Below are 24,417 nucleotides of genomic sequence, written 5' to 3'. Positions count from 1 at the left end.
AGGGGCGGAATCGAAGGAGTCCTCCCCCCATGAAATCGCTGCCCTTTGCCGCCCTGATCGCTCTTCAACTCGCTCTGTCGCCTGCCGTGCACGCGAAGCTCAGCCCGGCCGAGGCGAAGATGGCGAAGACGGTCGAGGCCGAACAGGGCCGCAACCTCGCGCTGCTCGAAAGGCTGGTGAACCAGAACAGCGGATCGCAGAATCTGGAAGGCGTCGAAAAGGTCGGCCAGATGATGCGCGCCGAACTCGAACCCCTGGGCTTCAAGGTCGAATGGAAACCGATGCGCGACACCGGGCGCGCGGGCCATCTGATCGCGACGCACGCCGGCAAGCCGGACGGCAAGCGCCTGCTGCTGATCGGCCATCTCGACACGGTGTTCGAGCTCGACTCGCCTTTTCAAAAATTCGTCCGCAAGGGCGATATGGGCGAAGGCCCCGGCGCGGGCGACGACAAGGGGGGGATGGTCGTCGTGGTCGCGGCGCTCCGCGCGATGCAGGCGGCGGGAACGCTGAAGGATGCCAATATCGAATTTCACATGACCGGCGACGAAGAGGATGCCGGCACCCCGATCGAGAAAGCGCGCGCCGACCTGATCGCCGCGGGCAAGCGCAGCGATGTCGCGCTCGATTTCGAGGGGCTGGTGCGCGATGCCCAAGGAAACTCGGGGGCTGCCGACATGGGATCGGTCGCGCGGCGCTCGTCGGATAGCTGGACGGTGACCGCGACCGGCAAGGCGAGCCACAGCTCGGGCATCTTCAGCGCCGAGGCGGGCGAAGGCGCCATCTATGAGCTCACCCGCATCATCCACCGCTTCCGCACCGAGCTTCCCGAACCCAATCTGACCTTCAACGTCGGGCTGATCGCGGGCGGGCAGCAGGCCGAGCTCGACGCGGGCGGCATCCGCGCCACCGCGAATGGCAAGACCAACATCATCCCCGCGATCGCGATCGCGCGCGGCGACCTGCGCGCGCTGTCCCCCGAGCAGATCGACCGCGTGAAAGCAAAGATGGCGGCGATCGTCGCCGATCACGCCCCCGGCACCGGCGCGACGATCGGCTTCGACCCCGGCGGCTATCCGCCGATGGCGCCGACCGAGGGCAATAAAGCGCTGCTGGTGAAGCTCAACGGCGTGAACCACGATCTGGGTCTCGCCGAAATGGCGGCGCTCGATCCGCTGAAACGCGGCGCGGGCGACATCAGCTTCGTCGCCGCCGACGTCGACGGGCTCGCGGGGCTCGGCCCCTGGTCGACGGGCGATCATGCGCCGGGCGAGGCGGTCGACATCCCCAGCATAGCGCGGCAGGCGACCCGCGCCGCCATATTGATGTCACGGCTGAGTGCTGAAAAGCGCTAAGCCGTCATCCCGGCGAAGGCCGGGATCTCACCCTCGCGGCCCGGTGCACCGGCGAGATCCCGGCCTTCACCGGGATGACGAAAATGGGGGTGATGCTTGATTCATTCGCTGCCGTCATTAGGTAGCAATGCGAGACGTAATTTCACGCCGATGGGAGACAGATTATGAGCGACACCGAAACGCACCTGAAACAGCATTACATCGGCGGCAAATGGGTCGATAGCCAGGGCGGCAAGCTCCACGAGGTCATCAACCCGGCGACCGAGGAAGCGGCTTCGACCGTCGTGCTCGGCAGCGCGGCCGACGTCGATGCCGCGGTCGCGGCGGCGAAGGAAGCCTTCAAGACCTTTTCGCAGACGACGCGCGAGGAGCGCCTCACGCTGCTGAACCGCATCGTCGAGGAATATAAGAAGCGTGGGCCCGATCTCGCCAGGTCGATGGCGAGCGAAATGGGTGCGCCGGTCAGCTTCGCGGGCACCGCACAGGTCGGCGCCGGCATCGGCGGCTTCCTCGGCACGATCGCCGCGCTTAAGGATTTCGAGTTCGCCGAAAAACATGGCGCGAACACGATCGTCTATGAACCGATCGGCGTCGTCGGCATGATCACGCCGTGGAACTGGCCGCTCAACCAGATCGCGCTCAAAGTCGCCCCCGCGCTCGCCGGGGGCAATACGATGATCCTCAAACCGTCCGAGGAATGCCCCGGCAATGCCGTGATCTTCGCCGAAATCCTCGATGCCGCGGGCGTGCCGCCGGGCGTGTTCAACCTCGTCCAGGGTGACGGCCCCACCGTCGGCAACGCGATTTCGTCGCACCCCGGCATCGAAATGGTCAGCTTCACCGGCTCGACCCGCGCCGGCATCCTCGTCGCCAAGGCGGCCGCCGACACGGTCAAGCGCGTCCATCAGGAACTGGGCGGCAAGTCGCCGAACATCGTCCTGCCCGACGCCGACCTCGAAACCGTGCTGCCTCCGACGGTGCAGGGCGTGCTCGTCAACACCGGCCAGAGCTGCATCGCGCCGACGCGCATCCTGGTCCACAAGGATCGCAAGGCCGAAGCGGTCGGCGTCATCAAGGCGATGTTCGACGGGACGCAAGTCGGCGACCCGCAGGCCGAGGGCGGCCATATCGGCCCCGTCGTCAACAAGGCGCAGTATGACAAGATCCAGGGCCTGATCCAGTCGGCGATCGACGAAGGCGCGACGCTGGAGACCGGCGGCACCGGCCTGCCCGCGAACGTCAACCGCGGCTATTTCATCAAGCCGACCGTCTTCTCGGGCGTCACCCCCGACATGCGGATCGCCAAGGAGGAGGTGTTCGGCCCCGTCGCGACGATCATGGAATATGGTGACCTCGACGAAGCGGTCGATATCGCCAACGACACCGAATATGGCCTGTCGGCGGTCGTCTCGGGCGACCCCACCAAGGCGGCCGAAGTCGCGCCGAAGCTGCGCGCGGGCATGGTCGCGGTCAACGCGTGGGGCCCGGCACCGGGCGCAGCGTTCGGCGGCTACAAGGCGTCGGGCAACGGCCGCGAGGGCGGACTGTTCGGGCTGAAAGACTTCATGGAAGTGAAGTCGATCAGCGGCATTCCGGCGTAAGAAACTCCCCTCCCGCTCGCGGGAGGGGCTGGGGGAGGGCCTGTAGCGTCGCGTCGCTACCCTCCCCGCTGCGACTAAGGCGCAAAGCGCCCAAGTCTCGCTGCCCCTCCCGTAAACGGGAGGGGTTTTGCTATGGGCCGATAGCGATTATGCGCACCCCATGACCACGCGCTCGCCCCTCGCCCCCGCCGCCTTCCCGGCCCTCCCCGACATCGCCGGCGTGACCCGCCGCGTCGCGCGCGCGCAGTACAAGAATTGGGATCGCTGCGACCTCACCTATATCGAGCTGGTTCCGGGCACCGCCGTCGCCGGTGTGACGACGCGCAACCTCTGTTGCTCGACCGAGGTCGAGATGTGCCGCGAAGGCATCGCCCACGGCCGTGCACGCGCGCTGATCGTCAACGCGGGCAACGCCAACGCCTTCACCGGCTATCGCGGCCGCGAGGCGGTCGAGCAGATCGTCGAACAGGTCGTCGCGCATCTCGGCTGCGACCCGAAGGAAGTGTTCGTCTGCTCGACCGGCGTCATCGGCGTGCCGCTGCCGAAGGACAAGGCGCGCGAAGGGCTGGCGAAGGTCATCAGCTTCGACGCGCCGGCGGCAAGCTGGGAAGAAGCGGCGCAGACGATCACCACCACCGACACCTTTCCCAAAGGCGCCGCGGCAAGCGCGGTCGTCGGCGACCGCACCGTGCGGGTCGCGGGGATCGTCAAGGGATCGGGGATGGTCGCCCCCGACATGGCGACGATGCTCGGCTACATCTTCACCGATGCCGCGGTCGCGCCCGCGCTGCTACAGGAGATGCTGAGCGAAGCGACCGGCGGGACGTTCAACAGCATCACCGTCGACAGCGATACCTCGACCAGCGACACGGTGTTGCTGTTCGCGACCGGGCAAGCGGGCAATCCAGCGCTCGCCAGCCGCGACGATCCGGGCGCCGACGCGCTGTACGCGGCGATCCACGCCGTCGCGCTCGACCTCGCGCAGCAGGTGGTGCGCGACGGCGAAGGCGCGTCGAAATTCATCGAGGTTCAGGTTACCGGCGCGGTCAGCGACGACAGCGCCAAGCGCGTCGCGCTGTCGATCGCCAATTCGCCGCTGGTCAAGACCGCGATCGCGGGCGAGGACGCGAACTGGGGCCGCGTCGTGATGGCGGTGGGCAAGGCGGGCGAACCCGCCGACCGCGACCGCCTCGCGATCCGCTTTGGCGATCACTGGGTGGCGAAGGACGGGCTGCCCGTCGACGGCTATGACGAGGCGCCGGTCGAGGCGCACCTCAAGGGGCTGGACATCCGCGTCGGCGCCGACCTCGGCCTCGGCGAAGGCCGCGCGACCGTGTGGACGTGCGACCTGACCCACGGTTACATCAGCATCAACGCCGATTACCGGAGCTGAAATCAACCAATCCCGATAAAGTATCAGCGTGTCCCCGCGAAGGCGGGGACCCATCTCCTGTCGGTGCAAGATGGAACCGGCAGGTGATGGGCTCCCGCCTTCGCGGGAGCATACGGTTTTTGATCACGGTCCGCGCCCTACAGCGCCCCTTCGAGCCACCCCTTGAGCGCGCTCTTCGGTGCCGCGCCGACCTTGGTGTCGGCGACCGCGCCGTTCTTGAACAGGATCATCGTCGGGATACCGCGCACGCCATATTTGCTCGGCGCGTCGGGGTGGTCGTCGATGTTGAGCTTGGCGATCACCACCTTGCCCGCCAGCTCGTCCGAGATTTCCTCGAGCGAAGGGCCGATCATCTTGCACGGGCCGCACCATTCGGCCCAGAAATCGACGAGCACCGGCGTGTCGCTGTCGAGCACGTCGGCCTGGAAGCTGGCATCGGTGATGGCTTTGGTACCCATGATCAAACTCCTGAAACTGTCTTGCCCCCAAGCTAGGGCGTCGGCGCGTCCGGCTCAAGGGTCGAACCCGGCAAATTCGCCTTGGTTGCCGCCAAGCCGGGCTTGTGCGCATCGAGCAGCGCATCGCCCAGCCGGATCAGCCGCGGCGCGGCGGTATAGAGCAGCGCCGCCTCGACCCGCCGGCCGGGGAAAATGACCGTCAGCGCGTCGCGATAGGCCGCCATCTGGCGCAGATAGGCGGGCTGGACCGCCTCGGCGCTGCCCGGCACCTGCCGCCCCGTCTTGTAGTCGATCACCGTCACCGCCCCATCGGTGACGAGCAGCCGGTCGACGATCCCCGCGATGACCGCGCCGCCGTCGACGACCGCCGACAGCGGCACCTCGGCGAGACTGCCGGGGCCGAACAGCGCGGCGTGTGCGGGATCGTCGAGCACCGCGAGCGCTTCGCCGACCATCGCCGTCCGCGCCGCCTCGCCGAGCGTCGGCGCCTGCACGGCGAGCCAGCGCAGCGCTGCCTCGCGCCGCTTTTCCGCCGCGACCGGCGGCAGCCGCTCGAACAGCACATGCAGCAGCAGCCCGCGCTCGACCGCTGCGACGCGCGCATCGCCTTGGGGCGGCACCGCGACATCATCCTCGCCAAGCGCCGACGGCGCGAGCGGACGCGGCGGGCGCGCTTCCTCGGGCGCGGGGCGGTACGCCCAATCGGGAAGCGCGAGCGCGGGTGCCGGAGCCTTGGCCGCTTTCTCCTTCTTCGCCCATTTGCCGCCGCCCACGCGGTGGATGCGGCGCTGCCCCCAGACCGGCCCGGCCTCCTCCCACTCGCAGGGCATCGCCGCGAGCACGCTCTCGGCCGCGGCGTGCCAGCTCGTCTCGGGGATCGATCGGTCGGCCTTCTTCGTCACTCCCGCGACGACCAATATCTCCTCGGCGCGCGTCATCGCGACGTAGAAAAGGCGCCAATGCTCCTCCGACGCCGCTTTCGCCGCGGCGGCATAGGCGTCGGCGAGCGCCCCGTGCCGCTCGTCGGCGGGCAGCGCGAAGACCGGCAATTTCTCCCATGCCGCGACGTCGACGCTGAACGGGCGGTGGCCGATCGCGGCGTCGTCGGTCGCATCGGCGAGGATCACGATCGGCGCCTGCAGCCCCTTCGATCCATGCACCGTCATCACGCGCACGACGTCGCTGCGCGCTTCGGTCTGGCGCTTGATGTCGGCCGCGCTCGCCGACACCATCGTCAGGAAGCCGAGCAGCGACACCGTCTCACGGCTCTCGAAGGCGAGCGCCTGATTGAGCAGTTCGTCGATCGGGTCGCGCGCCTCGCGCCCCAGCCGCGCCGTGAGCTTGCGCCGTCCGTCGATCGGCCCCGACAGCACGGTTTCAAGGAAACGGAAGGGCGTCGTGAAATCGGCCATGCCGAGCAGGTGGCGCAGCGCCGCCATCGTCGCCGCGGGCACCTCGCTCTCGCTCGCGCGCAGATGCTCCCACAGCGCCGCGCGGCCGCGCCCGTGCGTATGCGCGTAGAGCTGATCCTGCGTCCAGCCGATCAGCGGCGAGACGAGCAACGCGGCGAGATTGAGGTCGTCGAGCGGCTGCACCGCAAAGCGCATCGCCGCGATCAGATCCTGCGCCGCGAGCGGCTGGGTCAGCGCGAAGCGATCGACGCCCGCGACCGGCACATGCAGCGCCTGCAGCCGCGCGACGATCCGCGCCGCCAGATCGCGGCGGCGGCGGACGAGGATCATGATGTCGCCCGGCGCGACCGGACGCCCGTCCTTGCCGTGCGCAATCCACTCCCGCACCTCGCCCGCGATCGCCTTCGCCAGTCGCATTGAGGCGGGGTCGGAGGCGGGCGCGTTCGCGTCGCCGTCGCCTTCGTCAGCCTCGTCGGCGGTGGCATCGAGCGCCTTGCCGACCGGCAGCGGCTGCCAAAGCTCGACCTGCCCCGCGTGGTTCGAGCGGAAGGGACGATGCGGCGGCTCGTCGCCGTCGAGCCCCATGTCGGCGGTGCCGCCCGCCGCCAGCCATCGATCCACGACGTCGAGCACCGCCGGGGTCGAGCGATAGTTGGACACCAGATCGACGTTCCGGAACGCCTGCTCGGCGCGCTCACCCAAAATGTGGAACAGCTCGCGCGCCGTCGCGAACGCCTTGGGCTCGGTGCCCTGAAAGCCAAAGATCGCCTGCTTGCGGTCGCCGACGGTGAACAAAGTGCGGACGCGTTCGGCATCGCCCGGCGCCACCGCGAAAAACTCCTCGGCCATCGACAGGACGATGCCCCACTGGCGCATGTTCGTGTCCTGCGCCTCGTCGACGAGGATATGGTCGGTGCGCTGGTCGAGCTTGAAGCGCACCCATTCGCCGAAGCTGCTGACGCGCAGCAGCGACCCCGCGAGGGTGATCAGGTCGTCGAAATCGGCGAGCCCCTGCTCACGCTTGGCGAGCGCATAGCTTTCGGCGAAGCGGCTGCCGAGCGTCCACGCTGCCGCAAGATCGTCGGCGACGCGCATCGCGGTGACCATACCGATGAGCCGCTGCGCGGCCTCAACGATGCGCACCGCGCTATCGACGCAATCGGTCATCCGCCCCTTGTCGCCCGCGAAATCGGCGCGAAGATCGCCCTTGCCGGTCAGGAAGCAGCCGAGCAGTTCGCCGAGCATCGCGGCGCGCGCGGGCGCGGCGGCGATCAGCCAGCCGACCATGACGTCGTTGCACGCGAGCCCGGTCTTCGTCCCCCAGTTGGCGCCGCTCGTCGCGACCGCGCGGATATCGGCGTCGGGGACCGCGCCGTTCGCAAGTTCGCCCTCGATCCAGGCATCGGGATCGCCGCCCGGCAGGTCGAACGCAGCGCGCAGGTCGTGCGCCGAGGGCGGCAGCGCCGCGCGCGGACCGCCGAACGCCGCGGCGCAGTTCGACAGGAAGGATAGCGCGGACTCCTGCCCCAACCGCCGCGACAGCATCGCCGCGGCGTCGCGGAGGGCCGCGCGGTCCTCGCCCGCTTCGAGCAGATCGGCCAGCACCTTCCTTTGCAGCGCCGCCGCCTCATCCTCCTCGATCGCGCGAAACCCCGGCAGCAGCTTCGCTTCGAGCGGAAAGCTCGCGAGCAAAGTCTGGCAGAAGCTGTGGATCGTCTGGACACGGATCGCGCCGCCCGGACTGTCGATCACCGTCGCGAACAGCGAGCGAGCGCGCGTCATCAGCCCCGGCCGGTCCCAGTCAAGCCCCAGAGCCTGCAGGTCGAGCCGGAGGTCGCCGTCCTCCATCCGCACCCACGCTGCGAGCCGTTCGTGGATGCGGTGCGCCATTTCGGCCGCGCCCGCCTTGGTGAAGGTGATGCAAAGGATCGCTTCGGGCGACACGCCGTCCAGCATCAGGCGCAGCACGCGCGCCGACAGCACCTGCGTCTTGCCCGTCCCCGCCGACGCGCCGAGCCAGACATGGCTTTCGGGATCGGCGGCGGCGGCCTGCCGCGGGTCGAGGGTGGCGAGGCCGGAGGGCTTGCTCATTCGCCGTCCTCCCCGCGCCCGAACCATTCGTCGCGGCGCATGAGCTGGTCATAGTCGCCATAGCCCGCCGCCTCGCCCGGCGCGAAGGGCGCATCGCCGAACAGGTAGCGCGCCGCAAGATCGGACAGCGCATCGGCCGCATGATCGATCGCCTGCTCCGCGCTCTTCAGATCGCTGCGCGGCCCATAGGTGGCAGAGACCTTCCCCGCCCCGCCCGCGCGGCGGTCGGGACGCAGGCTCCAATATTCGAGGGCATCGACCGGCGCGGCGGCGATGTCCTTCATCCCGCCGCGCTGCGCGATCAGCCCGAGCAGGCCGAGCTGGTTGTCGAGCTTGTCATAGGCCGCCTTCGCGCTCGGCGCGCCGCCCGACTTGTAATCGACGATCGCGAGCCGGCCCTCGCCGTCGCAGTCGATCCGATCGGCCTTGCCGTGCAGCACGATGCCGTCGACGGTGATTTCGCCCTGCGCCTCGACCGCCAGCGGCTTGCGCCCCTCCGCACCCCAGACCTGCTCCGCCGCCCAGCGCAGCGCGGGCTCGATCCGCGGCAGCCAGAAGGCGCGCGCGATGGCGTCGAGCGCCGGATCGGCGACGAGCGCGGCCAGTTCCGCCTCGAACCCGTCGCGCGTCGCGCCGCCGCGCACCCAATCCTCGAACAATCGGTGGACGCGCGTTCCGCGCCAGCGCGGGTCGGGTGCGGCGCTCAAGGGGTCGAGCGCCGACAGGCCGAGCATCCGGTCGGCATAATAAGCGAAGGGATCGCGCGCGAGCTTGTCGACCCCGGTGACGCTGATCCGGCGCGGGCGGTCGTCGGCGGGCGGGCGCGGCGCGGGGCGCGGGGCCGGCTGCGTCCCGCCGGCCGGACCATCGAGTTCGGCCGCGAGCCGGGTCAGCGGCACCCCGCCCGGCGTTGGTTCGGGAAGGTCGCCCGCGAGCGCCGCGAGTCGCAGCCAGAAGCGCGAGGCGACCGCCGGATCGCCGCCGCTCCGTTCGGCGCGGGTGACGACGATCTCGCTGCCGCCAAGCGCGCTCGCGAAATCATGCGCCGCCATCCCCTGCTGCCGCTCGGGCGCGGGCAGGCCGAGCAGGCGGCGGATGCCCGGCGCGAGCCACGGGTCGGGCTGGGTCGTTGCAGGCCAGCGCCCTTCGTCGAGCCCGCCGAGGATCATCAGGTCGGCCCGCTGGAGCCGCGCCTCGAGCAGGCCCCAGATGAAGAGGCGCGGATGGCCGCCATAAGGCGGGCGCACGCTCGCTGCCCCGAGCAACTGCCCGAGCATTGCAGGGAAATCGGCGGGATCGACGAGCGCCGGCCCGTCACCGCGCGCAAGCGCCCACTGGTCGAACAATTCGGCGAGCATCCGCCCCGCTGGCCCCGCCCAGACGGCATCGCCGGTGAGCCATTCGACGCCCTGTTGCAGCGCCGCCAGCAAGCTCGCGGGCGGGGCCGGAGCGGCGAAGGGCGCGAGCGCCGTTTCCAGCGCCTCCGACACCTCGCCCCACCAAGGTTGCAACTGAACCGCGAGGCCGTGCCCGCGCGCCTTGGGTTCGGCCGCACGCGCGGCGATCCGTGCGCCCACTCCCTGCCAGCCCGGCGCAAGCCCCGGCTCGCGCAAAAGCAGGTCGAGTCGCCGCACCTGGTCGAGCCACGCCGTCCGCCCCTCGCCCTTGCGCACCAGCGGATGCCCGAGCAGCGACACCAGCGCGACGGGATCGAAATTCGCCGCCAGCTCGGCGAGCAGCAGCAGTAGCGCGCCCGGCGGCGTCCGCGATAAAGGCTGGCCCGCGCTGTCATCGACCGAAATCCCCCAGCGCGCGAGCGCCGCCGCGACGCGTTCGGCAAGGCCGCGATCGGGCGTCACCAGCGCCGCGGTGCGCCCCGGCGTCTCGACCGCCTCGCGCATCAGCAGCGCGATCCCCTGCGCCTCCTGCCCATCGTCGGCGAACACCGCGCCTTCTATTCCGGCGGTCGCCGCCGACAGATCGCCCGCCGCCTGCCACTGCGCGGTATAATCGGCGGGCGCGAAGAGCAGCGAAACGAAGGGCGTGCGCGCCGCGGGGCCGTCATACTCCGACGCCGCTTCCCATTCGAGCACTTCGTCGCGGCTCGCCCCCATGCGGTCGAGCAGAAGCTTCAGATGATATTGCGGGTGCGTTTCCAGCGGCCGCGCCGGATGGTCGGGGTCCGGCCGCGTCGGGCCGAGCGCGTCCCATTCCTCGGCCGCCATCACGCCGTCGAGTCCCGGCAGCACAACCATGCCGCGGTCGAGACCGGCGACCGTGCGGAGCAGCCGCGCGATTGCGGGCGCCGCGGTGGTGATCCCCGCCGCGACGGTGAAGCGCGCGGGCGGCGCGGCGCGCCATCCCTTGGTCACGCGGTCGAGCAGCCGGTTGCGCCGCGCGGCCCGGTCGATGTGGCCCGTCTTCGCCAGCACCTCGGGCCAATGGTCGACGAGCAGCCGCAGCCGCCCGAGCGAGGCCTGCCAATGTTCGGCGAAGGCGCCGAGGTCGAGATCGACGAGCGCGCTGGCGCGGATTTCCTCATAATGAAGCTGGTCGATCACCCGCGCGAGCCCGTCGGCAAGCTGGAACGCCGCCGCGCCGCTGATCGCCGCCTCACCCGCAGGCGTATGCCGTTCGATCAGTTCGGCGAGCAGCAGGCGGCGGCGCAGCGGATCGATCGCGGGCGGGATCGGGTCGTCATCGATGGCGTCGAGCGCCAGCGCCACGCTTTCATCGAGGTCGGCGTCGCCGATCACCGCGAGGCGCGGCATCAGCAGGCCCTGCCCGCCCGCGCGCACGAACGCCGCCTGCACCGCGCTCCGCGCGCGGTTGCTCGGCAGCAGGATCAGCCCCTCGGCGAGACCGAGCGCCCCGTCGCCGTAGCGCGCGACGATCCCGGCCGCGAGCGCATCGGCAAACGCCCGGTGGACCGGGATGGAGCAAATGGTGGGTTGGCCGATCACAGCCATCAGGATTCCTTCGTCATCCCGGCGAAGGCCGGGATCTCACCCTATCGCCATGACGCACCGGCGAGATCCCGGCCTTCGCCGGGATGACGATCCGTGTCAAACCTCGCTCAGCGCCGCTTCGGTCGGCGCGATGCTCGCGGGGGTGCCGACGTCGAACCATTGCCCCATATGCGACAGGCCATAGAGCCGCCCCGCCGCAATCGCTCGTTCCCAGAGCAGCATGGTCGAGAAGGGGCCTTCGGGCGCGCCATCGAGGAAGCGGCGCGAGACGAGCTGGATGCCCGTATAGACGAAGGGCGCGACGCGCCCCGGTTTGCGGCGGCTGAGCCTGCCGTCGCCGTCCATATGAAAATCGCCGCGACCGCCGTGCCCCGTCGCGCTCGCCTGCCGGATGACGAGCAGCAGCGCGTCCATCCGCTCCCCGTCCCAATGGCGCGCAAGGTTCCGAATGCTGTCCTGCGGTCCGTCGGTCCAGATATTGTCGCTGTTGACGATCAGGATCGGGTCGCCGGTGAGCAAAGGCAGTGCCTTGACCATCCCGCCGCCGGTTTCGAGAAGCTGGCCGCGCTCGTCGGACACCGCGATGGTGAATTTCCGCTTCTGCGCCGCGAGATGCGCTTCGAGCGCATCGGCGAGATAATGGACGTTGACGACGACATGGCCGATCCCCGCCGCCTCGATCCGGTCGAGACTATGGTCGATCAGCGCCTTGCCCGCGACGCGCACCAGCGGTTTCGGCCGCGTCGCGGTGAGCGGGCGCATCCGCTTGCCGATCCCCGCGCCCATCACCATCGCGCTTTCGATTGTTGCACTCACGCCCATGCCTCCGCCCGTTTCGACGCGGGGACATTCTCATCGAACCATGTCCGCACCGCCGCAAGCGCCGGATGCGCCAGATCGCGTTCGAGCAGCCCCCACATGCGCGGCTGGAAGCGGCGATAGCCTTCCTTGCCGTCGCGCTTCCACAGCCGCACGAAGACGCCGAGGATGCGCGTGTTACGCTGCGCCGCGAGCGCCCAATAAGCGGCGCGGAACGCCTCGCCCTGTCCGGTCGCCGCGAGATAGCGATCGAGCATCGCCGCCTCGACCGCCGGGGTCACGTCGCGCCGCGCATCCTCGAGCACCGAGGCAAGATCATAGGCGGGATGGCCGACGAGCGCGTCCTGGAAATCGAGCAGGCCGTAATGCGCGATGCCGTCCCGCCCCGGCACCAGCATGATATTTTCGGCATGATAGTCGCGCAGCACGGTGACGCGCGGCAGGCCGTCGGCCTCGACCGGGGCCAGCACTTCTTCCCACGCGGCGCGGAACGCATCGCGGTCGACCTCCAGATCGAGCGCGGGGCAGTACCAGTCGGTGAACAGCATCACCTCATCGAGCCATTGCGCCAGCCCGTGTAACGGCAGTCCCGCCATCGGCGGCCGCGCGTGGAGGTGGACGAGCAGGTCGGTCACCCCCGCATAATGGTCCGCCTCGGCATCCGGCTTTGCGTCGAGCGTCTCGCGCAGGCGCACATCGCCGAAATCCTCGATCAGCAGCAGCCCTTGGTCGAGGTCGCGCGCAAGGATCGCCGGCGCGGTCAGCCCCAGCGCGCAAAGAAATTCGGCGACCGCAATGAAGGGTCGCGGATCCTCATGCGGCGGCGGCGCGTCCATCAGCACCGCCTGCCGTCCCTCGCCGACGACGCGAAAATAACGGCGGAAAGAGGCGTCCCCCGCCAGCGGCAATATCTGGGCGTCGCCCCAGCCGTGCGCGGCCAGGAAAGCCGGGGCGTGGGCGGGCGGAATCATCGGAGCGGCCATCGCGCCTCCCAAGCCGCAGGCACTTCGGCTGTCAAGACACGGGCGTCGCCGCTGCCCGAAATCGTCAGCATCAGCGCGTCCGACCACCCCTGCGTGCCGAGCCGTTCGGGCCATTCGATCAGCAGCGCACCGTCGTAGAGATAATCGTCGAGCCCGAGCTCGATCAGCTCGTCCTCACTCTCGATGCGATAGAGATCGACATGCGCGATGGGTAGATCGACCTCGGGCGGCGCATAGGGCTGAACGATCGCGAAGGTCGGGCTCGGCGCCTCGCCCGCCAGCCCCCGCGTCTTCAGCATCGCGCGCGCCAGCGTCGTCTTCCCCGCGCCTAGATCGCCCGACAGCAGCACGACATCGCCGGGCGCCAGCGCGCCGCCGATCGCGGCGCCGATGCGCCCGGCTTCGTCGAGGTTATAGGGGCGATGGAATTGCATGGCGGTTTTGCAACAGATTCGCGCAGAGGCGCAGAGTCCGCAGAGAAGACGGTGAAGATTCACGCGGAGACGCAGAGACGCGGAGAGAAGAACACGGGCCGCCAGGCCCTTTATTATCACAATGGGCGCGCCCGGATGCGAGGTCGAATGTAAAGAGCCGCTTCGCGGCAAACACAACATCTCCGCGTCTCCGCGTCTCCGCGTGAACAAGAATCTCTGCGCCTCTGCGCGAATCTCTCCTCTGCGCAGGCAAGGACACCCCTACCCACCCCGCGGCAGGCTGATGCGCACCAGTGTCCCCTGCCCCTTTTCGCTCATCACCTCCATCGTCCCGCCGTGCGCGGCGACAAGCTGGCGGGCGAGAGCAAGGCCGATGCCGCCGCTTTGCGTCCCCGCCTGCGTGCCCTTGGTGACCGCGGCGACGGTGTCGGGCATTCCCGGCCCATTGTCGGAGACGACGATTTCGACGTGCTCGCCGTCTCCCTCGGCGTGGAGCAGGACGCGGCCACCGCTGCGCTTCGCGGGCGCGGTGAAGCGGATCGCATTGTCGAGCAGCCCGGCGACGAGCCGCGACAGGCGCGGCGCGTCACCCTCGATTGTCCCGAGCCCTTCGGCAAGCTGACCCGCAAGCTCGATCTTCTCGGCCTTTGCAAACTCCTTCGCGTCGGCAAGCGCGCTTTCGAGCAGCGCGCGGACGTCGACCGCCGCGCGCTCGACGGCCAGCGTCCCCGCCTCGCCCTGCGCGAGGTCGAGCACATTGTCGATCTGCCGCCCGAGTACCGCGACCGAATCCATGATCGCGTCGACATAGGCCTTGGCGGGCGCGGGCAGTTCGCCGGCATAGCCCGCCTGCAGCATCTCGCCGAAACCGCCGATCGAGGTCAGCGGGGTGCGCAGCTCATAGCTCATCCGCGACAGGAAGGCGGTCTTGACCTTGTCGGCGGCTTCGAGCGCTTCGTTGCGCTCGCGCAGCGCGCCTTCCATCTTCCGGCTCGCGGTGATGTCGAGCATGATCAGCAGCGCGTTACCGTCGGGCAGCGGGATCGAGGCGAAGTCGAAATGGCGCCCGTCGGCGAAGCGGATTTCGCCCGCGCGCTGCGTGCGTTCGAGCGTCGCCGCGCGGATCACCTCCTGGACGATGCTGATCTGGTTCGGCTTGGCGAGCCGGTCGGCCAGCCCGCCCATCAGCGCATCGACGCGCGGATGCGCCGCGAGCTTATGCTCCTCGATATTCCAGAGCCGGCGGAAGCGCTGGTTCCAGAGGTGAAGCCGGCCGTCGGGCGCGAACACCGCGATCGCCTCGAACAGATTGTCGAAGGTCGCGGTGCGGACGCGGAGCAGCGTGTCGCGCGCGCCCGCAAGCTGCACCTGCTCGGTCTTGTCCTCGGCGATCAGCAGCAGGCCGCCGTCGGGGGTCGGCTGCGCGACGACGTGCAGGTGGGTGCCGTCGCGGAGCAGCCAATCCTCCTCGCTCGCCTCGGCGCGCGCGAACCAGTCGACATGCGCCTGCCGCCATTCGGGATAGTCGCGCACCTCGGGCGTGCGCCCGCTCTCGCGCCACGCATCGAGTAGCCGCGCAAAGGGCGGCGCCTCGGCGACCTCATCGGCGTCGAGCGCGAAGAAGCGGCGGAACGGCAGATTGGCGAAGACGAGGCCCTGGTCGGGGCCGAATTGCGCGACCGACGCCGACAGCCGGTCGAGCAGTTCGCGCTGGGTATCGACGAAGCGCCGGTGCGCGCCGCGCTCGCTTTCGAGTTCCTGGATGTCGATCGCATAGCCGGCGATGCCGATCATCCGCCCGCCCTCGGGCGCCAGCGGCACGTCGACGACGCGCATGATCCGCCGCTCGCCCTCGATCGTGACCGGCACGGTGCGCTGCTGCGCCGATCCGGCGTCGCGCGCCGCCTCGGCCGCGTCGGTCGCGCTCACCCCGGCGACCGGCTCGCACAGCTCGACGCCGGCGTCGATCACCGCCGCCGCGCTCTTCGCCTCGACCGCGCGAACATAGGCGCCGTTGACGAGCGCGAGGCGCATGTCGGGCTCGCGGAACCACATCGGGAAGGGCGCCGCCTCGATCAGCCCCGACAGCGCCGCGAAGGCGGCCATCGCCTCGTCGCGCTCGCGCCGCGCCTCGGCCAGCGCCTGCTGCCCGTCGGTCGCGTCGCTGATCCACAGCAGGACGCTGCCCGGCCCGCCGACCGCCTGCGGCGCCGCGGCGCCGTGGAACACGATCGTCCGGTTGCCGCCGACGGGTTTGAGGCTCAGCATAAAGGGCTTGGCACCGCGCTGCGCGCCGAGGATCGCCTGGCGAAGCTGCTCATGCTCGGGCTGGCCGAGCCCCGCGTCGAGCCCGCGCAGTTCGTCGAAATTGCGCGGCCCGCGATCGAGCCCGAGCCACAGGCCGAGCCGCTCGCTCGCCTCGATCCGCCAGTCGGCGCGGACGACGACGGGAAGCTGCGGCGACGCCTCGATCAGGCTGGCGAGCCGGTCGGTCTGCCCCGCGACGAACGCCGACCGCCGCTGCATCGCAATCCCGCGCCCGACCGCCCACAGCCCGGTGAGCAGCCACAGCGCCGCGAACAGGCCGAGGGCGAAGAGCAGCCCCGGGGAAAGCGTGTCGCTCATCCCGCTTCAAATCCTCGCGTGTCCGGCTCCCGCGCGTGCATGGTGCCAAGCCCTAGAGGCGATGGCGGGAGGTTTCAATCGCATGTCGGCGCCGATCGCCGCGCACGGGCGTCCGATGGGCGCGATGTCCACAGCTTCGTCATTGCGAGGAGCCGAAAGGCGACGCAGCAATCCAGAGTAGGCGCAAACCGCTCTGGATTGCTTCGCTCCGCTCGCAATGACGAGGGGGGTGGAGGCGAACAGCCGCCGCCCCGCTTGATCAATACCGGTAATGATCGGGCTTGAACGGCCCCTCGACCGGCACGCCGATATAATCGGCCTGCTTCTGGGTCAGCTTGCTCAGCTTCACGCCCAGCTTCTCGAGGTGCAGCGCCGCGACCTTTTCGTCGAGGTGCTTGGGCAGGACATAGACGTCGTTGCCATATTGCTCGCCCTTGGTGAACAGTTCGATCTGCGCCAGCACCTGGTTGGTGAAGCTCGACGACATCACGAACGACGGGTGGCCCGTCGCGCAGCCGAGGTTCACGAGGCGGCCCTTGGCGAGGACGATGATCTGCTTGCCGTCGGGGAATTCGACGAGGTCGGTGCCCGGCTTGACCTCGGTCCACTTATAGTTGGCGAGCGCCGCGATCTGGATCTCGCTGTCGAAGTGGCCGATGTTGCAGACGATCGCCATCGGCTTCATCGCCGCCATATGCTCGGCGGTGATGACGTCGGCGTTGCCGGTCGCGGTGACGAAGATGTCGGCACGCTCGACCGCTTCGTCCATCGTCACGACCTCATAGCCCTCCATCGCCGCCTGCAGCGCGCAGATCGGGTCGATCTCGGTGACGAGCACGCGCGCGCCGCCGTTGCGAAGCGAAGCCGCCGATCCCTTGCCGACGTCGCCGAAGCCCGCAACCGCGGCGATTTTGCCCGCCAGCATCACGTCTGTGGCGCGGCGGATCGCGTCGACCAGCGATTCCTTGCAGCCATAAAGATTGTCGAACTTCGACTTGGTGACGCTGTCGTTGACGTTGATCGCCGGGAAGGGCAGCTCGCCCTTCTTCGCGATGTCGTAGAGGCGGTGGACGCCGGTCGTCGTTTCCTCCGACACGCCCTTCAGCGCCTTGACGGTCTTGGTGAGGTAGCCGGGGTTCGCGGCGACGAACGCCTTCAGCGCGCGCTGGAACTCGACCTCCTCCTCATTCTCGGGCGGCGGCAGGGTGGCGCCGGCCTCGAGCTTCGCGCCCCACAGCGCGAACATGGTGGCGTCGCCGCCGTCGTCGAGGATGATGTTCGCGGTCGTGTCGCCCCAGTCGAAGATGCGGCCGACATAGTCCCAATAATCGGCGAGGCTTTCGCCCTTCACCGCGAAGACCGGCGTCCCGCCCGCGGCGATCGCGGCGGCGGCATGATCCTGGGTCGAGAAGATGTTGCACGTCGCCCAGCGGACGTCGGCGCCCAATGCCTTCAGCGTCTCGATCAGCACCGCGGTCTGGATCGTCATGTGCAGCGAGCCGGTGATGCGCGCGCCCTTCAGCGGCTGCGCCGCGCCATATTCGGCGCGCAGCGCCATCAGGCCGGGCATTTCGGTTTCGGCGATCGCGATTTCCTTGCGACCGAAGTCGGCAAGAGAGATGTCGGCGATCACATAGTCACGGGTGTCGGCGGCGAGAGTAGCCACGAGATAATCTCCAGTCAGGCGAGGTCGACCGCAGGCGAGCGGCCACGAAATTTGCCCGGCGCCCTATCCGAAAGCGCCGCCTGGATCAAATATAAACTTTTCTTTATATCCTCAAGACCCGAACCGTCCGCGGTCGTGCTTTCGGCACGATTCGGCGGCCGCCAATCGGCGGCGACGCGAAAATAAATTTTCCGCGGGCGCAATTGTGACAGCCCGCTGCCACCCTTTGTGACAGCGAGTCGCCGCGGCCAAGATTCTGAAAATCATGACCTTATAATGCGCCTAGCGATGAGCTTAGGATGCTTTTGTGACAACAATGTTGCAAAACCCTGGGAATATTGACTTTTTGCGGCGCGAGCAGGAAAATTGCCTCACGTTTTCGGGGAGATGGAAACCATGAAGAAAATCCTGCTGCCGCTTGCCGCCCTTGCCTTTTCCGGCGCGATCGCAGGCCCAGTCGCGGCGCAATCGATCGTCGTGAGCGGCGGCGACGCCAGCGACCTGTCGCCGCTGTCGGTCGCCTATGACGAATTGCAGGCCGGCCGCAACGCAGCCGCGGTCGACAAGCTGACGCACAGCGCGATCGATGCGCGCGACCCGTCGCGGCTGATCAACCTCGGCACCGCTTATGCGCGTCTGGGACAAGCGGCCGACGCCGCCACCGCCTATGAAGCCGCGATCGCCAGCCCGATCCGCTACGACGTCGAACTGGCGAGCGGAACCTATATGGATTCGCGCTGGGCCGCCCGCACCGCGCTCGCCAACCTCAACGAAGGCAAGCCGCTGCTCGCACTGGCGCGGTAGCAGGCCGTCGTCCCCGCGAAGGCGGGAGCGACGTCAGGCCTCGCCGCCTTCGGTCGTCAGCAAGCGGGCGTCCACTCCCGCTTCGGCGAACGCCGCCTGCCAGCGACTGGTGGGCGGCGTTTCGAATATCACGCTGTCGCTGCCCGGGGTGACGTGCCAGCCGTGGCGGACCATCTCCTCTTCGAGTTGCCCCGGCGACCAGCCGGCATAGCCGAGCGCGACCAGCCATTGTGCCGGACCGCGCCCCTCGCCGATCGCGCGCAAGATGTCGTGCGAGCTCGACACCATCCAGCGATCGGCGACCTGCACCGCGCCTTCGCCGCCCCAATCGCGGCTGTGGATCACGAAGCCGCGCGACGGCTCGACCGGCCCGCCAAGGAAAACCGGCTGATCGAGCGGCTCGTCATGTCCAATCTCGAGCTGGTCGAGCACCGCGCCGACGGTCATGCCATCGATCGGGTCGGCGACCCCGATCCCCATCGCGCCCTCCTCGTCATGGCTGATCATCGCAATCACCGCATGGGCGAAACGAGGGTCGCCGATGCCCGGCAGCGCGAGCAGCAACTGGCCGGTGAAGAAAGGCGGCGCGGTGTCCATGGGCCTACAATGCCCCGTGCGGTAAAAAGGGTCCAGCGCCATATTTCCCCGAATTGGGATGGCCGCGCTTGACTCCAGCCCGCCGGGCCCCAATGTCGCGCCAACCGAAATCCCCTCAACGAAAGGATGCCAAGATGACGATCCAGACCGGCGACAAGCTGCCCGAAGCGACCTTCGTGAAGGTCACCGACAACGGCCCCGAGCAGGTGAACGCCGCCGATTACTTCAAGGGCCGCAAGGTCGCGCTCTTCTCGGTTCCCGGCGCTTTCACTCCGACTTGCTCGGCCAAGCATCTGCCGGGCTTCGTCGACAAGGCCGACGAGCTCAAGGCCAGGGGCGTCGATGAAATCGTCTGCACCGCGGTCAACGACGCCTTCGTGATGGGCGCCTGGGCGAAGAGCGCGAACGCTAGTGACAGCGTCACCATGCTCGCCGACGGCAACGGCGCCTTCGCCGACGCGGTCGGGCTGACGATGGACGGCACCGCGTTCGGCATGGGCAAGCGCGGCCAGCGTTTCTCGATGATCGTCAACGACGGCGTCGTCGAACAGCTCAACGTCGAGGCCCCCGGCGAATTCCGCGTGTCGAGCGCCGACCATATGCTCGAGCAGCTCTGAGAATTTTGAGGGGCGGCACGACGGCGCGCCGCCCCTTCCCTTTTGTCACATTTTCGTGCAACAGCGTCGCGATGACATCACACTCATCGAACGATCAGACCAGCACCGACCCCACCGCCCCCGTTGACGATATCGTCGAGGGCATCATCGCCGAACTTCAGGACAAGTTCCGCGCGTCGGTTTCCAACCTCAAATCCGCCATCGCCGCCTATGTCCGCGACGGTACGCTACCCCCGGCCGATGCCGCGGCGACCGGCCTCTTCGACTATCCCGCGATCCGCCTCACCACAACCGGCGAGCAGCGCGAGGGGCAGAAGGGGCATAATCTTTCCTTCGGCCGCTTCGAGCACGCGGGCGTGTTCGTCACCACCGTCACCCGCCCCGACCTGTTCGCCGATTATCTGCGCGATCAGCTTTTGCTGCTGGCGCGCCATTACGACATCACGCTCGAAGTGACGCGCACCGGGCAGCAGATCCCCTTCCCCTATGTGCTCGACGCCAGCGACGGGTCCGACATGGGCGGGGTCACCCCGCTCGAACTCGCGCGCCATTTCCCGACCACCGAACTCGCCGACATCGGCGACGAGCTCGCCGACGGGCTGTTCGGCGCCGACCCCACCAAGCCGCAGCCGCTCGCGCTGTTCGATGCGCTGCGCACCGATTTCAGCCTCGCGCGACTGCGCCATTACACCGGCACCGCGCCCGAGCATTTCCAGCGCTATATCCTGTTCACCAACTATCACCGCTATGTCGACGAATTCGTCGCCTGGGCGGCCTCGCAGGTCGGGCAGGGCCGCTATACCGCGCTCGCCGGCGCCGCGGGTCTCTATGTCGACCGGCCGGGCGTCAACGCCAGCGCGCTCGTCGCCGACAGCGCGTGGCGGCGGCACCAGATGCCCGCCTATCATCTGATCGCCCCCGACGGCGCGGGCATCACGCTCGTCAACATCGGCGTCGGCCCCGCCAACGCCAAGACGATCTGCGACCATCTCGCGGTCTTGCGGCCCGAGGCGTGGCTGATGATCGGCCATTGCGGCGGCCTCAGACCCAGCCAGCGGATCGGCGACTATGTCCTCGCCCACGCATACCTGCGCGACGATCATATCCTCGACGCGGTGCTGCCCCCCGAAATCCCGATTCCCGCGATCGCCGAGGTCCAGCTCGCGCTCGCCAGCGCCGCTGAAGCGGTATCGGGCGCCAGCGGTGCCGACCTCAAGAAACGGATGCGCACCGGCACCGTCGTCACCACCGACGACCGCAATTGGGAACTGCGCTATACCGACAGCGCGCTGCGCTTTTCGCAGTCGCGCGCGATTGGCATCGACATGGAGTCGGCGACGATCGCCGCGCAGGGCTATCGCTTCCGCGTCCCCTACGGCACCCTGCTCTGCGTCAGCGACAAGCCGCTTCACGGCGAATTGAAGCTGCCGGGGCAGGCCAACCGCTTCTACGAGGAAGCGATCGCCGCGCACCTCCAGATCGGCATCCGCGCCTGCGAGACGATGCGCGATGAAGGCGCCAAGCTCCACAGCCGCAAGCTGCGCGCGTTCAACGAGCCGCCGTTCCGCTAAGCGTCGCACCAGTGAAGGGGCCCGGTAGGACTAGATTCGTTTAGTCCGTTCGTGTCAGTGACAGATCATCATATTCCGCCAATGGGAGAGGAACCCCGATGACGAACGCACCCCCCACCCTCTCACGCTCCATCGCCGGCCGCGTCGCGATCGTCACCGGCGCGGCGAGCGGCATGGGCCGCGCGACCGCGCTGCTGCTCGCGAGCGAAGGCGCGAAGGTCGCGGTCACCGACCTCGACCTTGCCGCCTGCGAAACCGTCGCGGCCGAAGCGGGCGATAACGCCAGGGCCTTCGCACTCGACGTCGCCGACGGCGAGGCGATCAGGCGCACCGTCGCCGCCATCGCCGATCATTTCGGCGGCATCGACATCCTCATCAACAACGCCGGGGTATCGAGCTTCTGTCCGCTCGATGCCGACGACTATGAGGCGATCTGGCACCGGGCGATCGCCGTGATGCTGACCGCGCACCAGCGCATGGTGCGCGCCGCGCTGCCGTGGCTCCGCCGGAGCGACGCCGCGCGCATCGTCAACATCGCCTCGACCGAAGGGCTCGGCGCGACGCCGGGCGACACCCCCTATGTTGCCGCCAAGACCGGGGTCACAGGATTGACCCGCGGCCTCGCGGTCGACCTCGGCAAGGAGGGGATCACCGTCAACTGCATCTGCCCCGGCCCGATCCGCACCGGCATGACCGACAAGGTGCCCGAGGAGGACAAGGCGGTGTTCGCGAAACGCCGCACCGCGCTCCGCCGCTATGGCGAGCCCGAGGAGGTCGCGCATGTGACGCTCGGTCTCGTGCTTCCCGCCGCCAGCTACATCACCGGCGCGGTGATCCCGGTCGATGGCGGACTGATGGCGCGTAACGCCTGAATAACACAGACTTAATTGCCGAAACGCCCGAATTTCGGCATTTTTATGCAGTCTGTCCGATCGGCTGAACCGTGCAAAGCGCTCGACAATCCGCGCAACTCTGCGCCCTGCCGGGAGTATTCCTGTGCCGGAAGGGGCCCGTAAATTGCGAAGCCCTGCCGACCCAATTGAAGGAGAGCTTATGGGTGCCGTTTCCAAAAATTCGCGAATCCTGTTGCTGACCATGCTCGCCGGGGCGGCGACGGTCGGCTTCGCCGCGCAGGCGCAGGACGCGCCCGAGCGCGACGCCGTGATCGTCAACGGCGAGCCGATCCCCGATCCGGCCACGATGGCCAAGGGACCCGAGATAGAAGGCATTATCTCGGCGCGCAGCGACGGCATGATGCAGGTCACGACCGCCGACGGCACCGACACGGCGATCGCTATCGGCGACAACACCAAGATCAAGGGCAGCGGCGGCTTTCTGGGCCTCAGCCGCAGCAAGCTCGCTGCGGACTCGCTGCTCAACGGCCTGCCCGTCTCGGTCGAGACCCTGCAGTGGAGCGGCGGCCTGCTCGCGAGCCAGGTCGAACTCAAGAGCAAGGATCTGCGCACCGCGTCGATGATCCGCACCGGCACCAACCAGCGTTTTGCCGAACAGACGGCGGCAACCGAGGCGCTGCGCGGCCGCGTCGGCGATATCGACCAATATAATATCAAGGGCACGACGAACGTGAACTTCGATACCGGCAAGGCGGTGCTGTCGTCGCAGGCGAAGGCCGACCTCTGTGCCGCGGCAACCCAGGCCGAGGGGATGGACAACGCCCTGCTGCTCGTCATCGGCTACACCGATTCGCGGGGCAGCCAGGAATATAATCAGGCGCTCAGCGAAAAGCGCGCCAGCGGCGTCGTCAATTATCTTCAGCAGGCCTGCGGGTGGAAACCCTATCGCATGTTGACCCCGACCGGGATGGCCGAAGCCGATCCGGCGGCGGACAACAGCACCCCCGAAGGCATGGCGCAGAATCGCCGCGTTGCGGTGAACATCATGGTCAGCAAGGCCGTCGACGGGATTTAAGATGGCGCGGGGTGGGCTTTCGCTCACCCCCACCCTTCTTTTCGTCACCCCGGATCAAGTCCGGGTGACGAAAGAAAGAAACTCACGCGCGACCGCGGTCAGACATACATGCCCTCCCGCAGATTGATGCCGTGCTCGATCCAGACCTTGAGCGCGCAGAGCATCTGCGACCAACCCTGACAATTGCCATAGGAGGCGCCGAGCGCCCCCTGATTCTCGCGCCAGCCCTCCTCGGCGATCTCGACAAGGGTGCGCCCGTCATCCAATCCCTTGAAGCTCATTGTCACGCGGGTGCGATAATCGGCGTCTTTCATCTCGCCGCCCTCGACATTCGGCGCCTCGCCTTCATTCGCCTGCCATTCCAATATGATCTTCTCGTCGGGCACGACCTCGATCACATGGACCGGGAAGGCGCCGGGGAAGTCGTGGAAATCCCACTCCACCGTCGCGCCGGTTTCAAGCCGCCCTTTCGCGCCGCCGGTTGTGAAATAGTGCGACAGCTTCGCGGGATCGGCGACCGCCTCGAACACTTCGTGCACCGGCTTAGCGATCCGCGCCGCGACTCGGAATTTCAGTTCCATGACCAGTCTCCGCTTGAGTCGCATCCTTTTATGTTATATTTATATAACATGTCAATTCACGACTCGTTCGACGCGACCTTCAAGGCGCTCGCCTCGCCGATCCGGCGACAGATTCTCGACGATCTGAAAGAGCAGCCGCTCACCACGGGAACGCTGTGCAGCCATTTCGCCGACGTTGACCGCTGCACGGTGATGCAGCATCTGAAGGTGCTGGAGGATGCGGGGCTGGTAATCGCCGAACGCCGCGGCCGCGAGCGCTGGAATCATCTCAACGCGATGCCGATCCAGGACATCCACGACCGCTGGATCGGCCCGCACGCGGCGGCAGCCGCGGCGCGACTGGCGCGGTTCAAGCAGGCAGTGGAGGCGCGGTGAAGCCGGGGGACGGCGGGTTTCGACCGGAAGCCGACCTATCTTCTCCCCTCCCTGCAAGGGAGGGGGCGGGGGTGGGTGGCCGCCGAAGGCGGCGCTCTTCCTTCCGGCTCGCTACGCTCGCTACCCACCCCTAACCC

At 68.3% G+C, this 24,417-nt stretch carries 19 protein-coding genes; 9 read left to right on the top strand and 10 right to left on the bottom strand.

All coding sequences use genetic code 11. The features are described 5' to 3' along the window. The first annotated feature begins 29 nt into the window (after positions 1–29). The 3 genes from ACVENA_RS01525 (at position 30) to argJ (ending at position 4,349) form a co-directional block, all read left to right on the top strand. Positions 30–1,355: a M20/M25/M40 family metallo-hydrolase gene (locus tag ACVENA_RS01525; protein WP_449327346.1), complete on the top strand. Its 1,326-nt coding sequence runs from the start codon at positions 30–32 to the stop codon at positions 1,353–1,355. A gap of 164 nt (positions 1,356–1,519) precedes the next feature. Then, entirely contained in the window at positions 1,520–2,956 is a 1,437-nt protein-coding gene (locus ACVENA_RS01520; protein ID WP_449327345.1) for an aldehyde dehydrogenase family protein, read from the top strand. Between the two features lie 160 nt (positions 2,957–3,116). Beyond that, entirely contained in the window at positions 3,117–4,349 is a 1,233-nt protein-coding gene (gene argJ, locus ACVENA_RS01515) for a bifunctional glutamate N-acetyltransferase/amino-acid acetyltransferase ArgJ (RefSeq protein ID WP_449327344.1), read from the top strand. Between the two features lie 137 nt (positions 4,350–4,486). Here the strand turns inward: argJ and trxA are convergent, their stop codons facing one another. The 8 genes from trxA to ahcY form a co-directional block, all read right to left on the bottom strand. Then, positions 4,487–4,807: a thioredoxin TrxA gene (gene trxA / locus ACVENA_RS01510; protein WP_257547739.1), complete on the bottom strand. Its 321-nt coding sequence runs from the start codon at positions 4,805–4,807 to the stop codon at positions 4,487–4,489. A 32-nt stretch (positions 4,808–4,839) separates the two neighbouring features. Next, positions 4,840–8,310: a double-strand break repair helicase AddA gene (gene addA / locus ACVENA_RS01505; protein WP_449327343.1), complete on the bottom strand. Its 3,471-nt coding sequence runs from the start codon at positions 8,308–8,310 to the stop codon at positions 4,840–4,842. Next, entirely contained in the window at positions 8,307–11,279 is a 2,973-nt protein-coding gene (gene addB, locus ACVENA_RS01500) for a double-strand break repair protein AddB (RefSeq protein ID WP_449327342.1), read from the bottom strand. Before addB ends, addA begins: the two co-directional genes overlap by 4 nt. Positions 11,280–11,375: 96 nt before the next feature. Beyond that, complete coding sequence (locus ACVENA_RS01495; protein ID WP_449327341.1) at positions 11,376–12,101, bottom strand: nucleotidyltransferase family protein; 726 nt, start codon at positions 12,099–12,101, stop codon at positions 11,376–11,378. Further along, entirely contained in the window at positions 12,092–13,069 is a 978-nt protein-coding gene (locus ACVENA_RS01490) for an aminoglycoside phosphotransferase family protein (protein ID WP_449328879.1), read from the bottom strand. The genes ACVENA_RS01495 and ACVENA_RS01490 overlap by 10 nt, the downstream gene beginning before the upstream one ends. Beyond that, complete coding sequence (tsaE, locus tag ACVENA_RS01485) at positions 13,066–13,515, bottom strand: tRNA (adenosine(37)-N6)-threonylcarbamoyltransferase complex ATPase subunit type 1 TsaE (protein ID WP_449327340.1); 450 nt, start codon at positions 13,513–13,515, stop codon at positions 13,066–13,068. Before tsaE ends, ACVENA_RS01490 begins: the two co-directional genes overlap by 4 nt. A 261-nt stretch (positions 13,516–13,776) precedes the next feature. Next, entirely contained in the window at positions 13,777–16,140 is a 2,364-nt protein-coding gene (locus ACVENA_RS01480) for a PAS-domain containing protein (protein ID WP_449327339.1), read from the bottom strand. Positions 16,141–16,399: 259 nt separating this feature from the next. Next, positions 16,400–17,806, bottom strand: coding sequence for an adenosylhomocysteinase (gene ahcY / locus ACVENA_RS01475; RefSeq protein ID WP_449327338.1), 1,407 nt, complete (start codon positions 17,804–17,806; stop codon positions 16,400–16,402). Between the two features lie 396 nt (positions 17,807–18,202). Between ahcY and ACVENA_RS01470 the strand changes: the two genes are divergently transcribed. Beyond that, positions 18,203–18,610 carry a hypothetical protein gene (locus ACVENA_RS01470; RefSeq protein WP_449327337.1) on the top strand — a complete coding sequence of 136 codons (408 nt, stop codon included), beginning with the start codon at positions 18,203–18,205 and terminating at the stop codon, positions 18,608–18,610. A gap of 33 nt (positions 18,611–18,643) precedes the next feature. Here ACVENA_RS01470 and ACVENA_RS01465 read toward each other — a convergent pair whose 3' ends face one another. Then, positions 18,644–19,207, bottom strand: coding sequence for a YqgE/AlgH family protein (locus ACVENA_RS01465; RefSeq protein ID WP_449327336.1), 564 nt, complete (start codon positions 19,205–19,207; stop codon positions 18,644–18,646). A 134-nt stretch (positions 19,208–19,341) separates the two neighbouring features. On the opposite strand from ACVENA_RS01465, the gene ACVENA_RS01460 reads away from it, so the two are divergent. From ACVENA_RS01460 to ACVENA_RS01445, 4 genes are all read left to right on the top strand, one after another. After that, positions 19,342–19,824, top strand: coding sequence for a redoxin family protein (locus ACVENA_RS01460; RefSeq protein WP_449327335.1), 483 nt, complete (start codon positions 19,342–19,344; stop codon positions 19,822–19,824). Between the two features lie 71 nt (positions 19,825–19,895). Then, positions 19,896–21,395 carry an AMP nucleosidase gene (locus ACVENA_RS01455; RefSeq protein ID WP_449327334.1) on the top strand — a complete coding sequence of 500 codons (1,500 nt, stop codon included), beginning with the start codon at positions 19,896–19,898 and terminating at the stop codon, positions 21,393–21,395. A 98-nt stretch (positions 21,396–21,493) separates the two neighbouring features. Continuing rightward, positions 21,494–22,267: an SDR family NAD(P)-dependent oxidoreductase gene (locus ACVENA_RS01450; RefSeq protein WP_449327333.1), complete on the top strand. Its 774-nt coding sequence runs from the start codon at positions 21,494–21,496 to the stop codon at positions 22,265–22,267. A gap of 181 nt (positions 22,268–22,448) precedes the next feature. Further along, positions 22,449–23,324: an OmpA family protein gene (locus ACVENA_RS01445; RefSeq protein ID WP_449327332.1), complete on the top strand. Its 876-nt coding sequence runs from the start codon at positions 22,449–22,451 to the stop codon at positions 23,322–23,324. A 98-nt stretch (positions 23,325–23,422) separates the two neighbouring features. Here the strand turns inward: ACVENA_RS01445 and ACVENA_RS01440 are convergent, their stop codons facing one another. Beyond that, positions 23,423–23,905, bottom strand: a complete 483-nt coding sequence (locus ACVENA_RS01440; RefSeq protein ID WP_257547712.1) for an SRPBCC family protein — start codon at positions 23,903–23,905, stop codon at positions 23,423–23,425. A gap of 48 nt (positions 23,906–23,953) precedes the next feature. Here ACVENA_RS01440 and ACVENA_RS01435 point away from each other — a divergent pair, with 48 nt between their 5' ends. Next, complete coding sequence (locus tag ACVENA_RS01435) at positions 23,954–24,280, top strand: ArsR/SmtB family transcription factor (protein ID WP_257547710.1); 327 nt, start codon at positions 23,954–23,956, stop codon at positions 24,278–24,280. The last annotated feature ends 137 nt before the right edge of the window (positions 24,281–24,417 follow it).

Source organism: Sphingopyxis sp. 550A (genome assembly GCF_053569535.1).
Note: the sequence above shows the minus strand (reverse complement) of the source record. Positions and strands in the feature narration are given on the sequence as shown.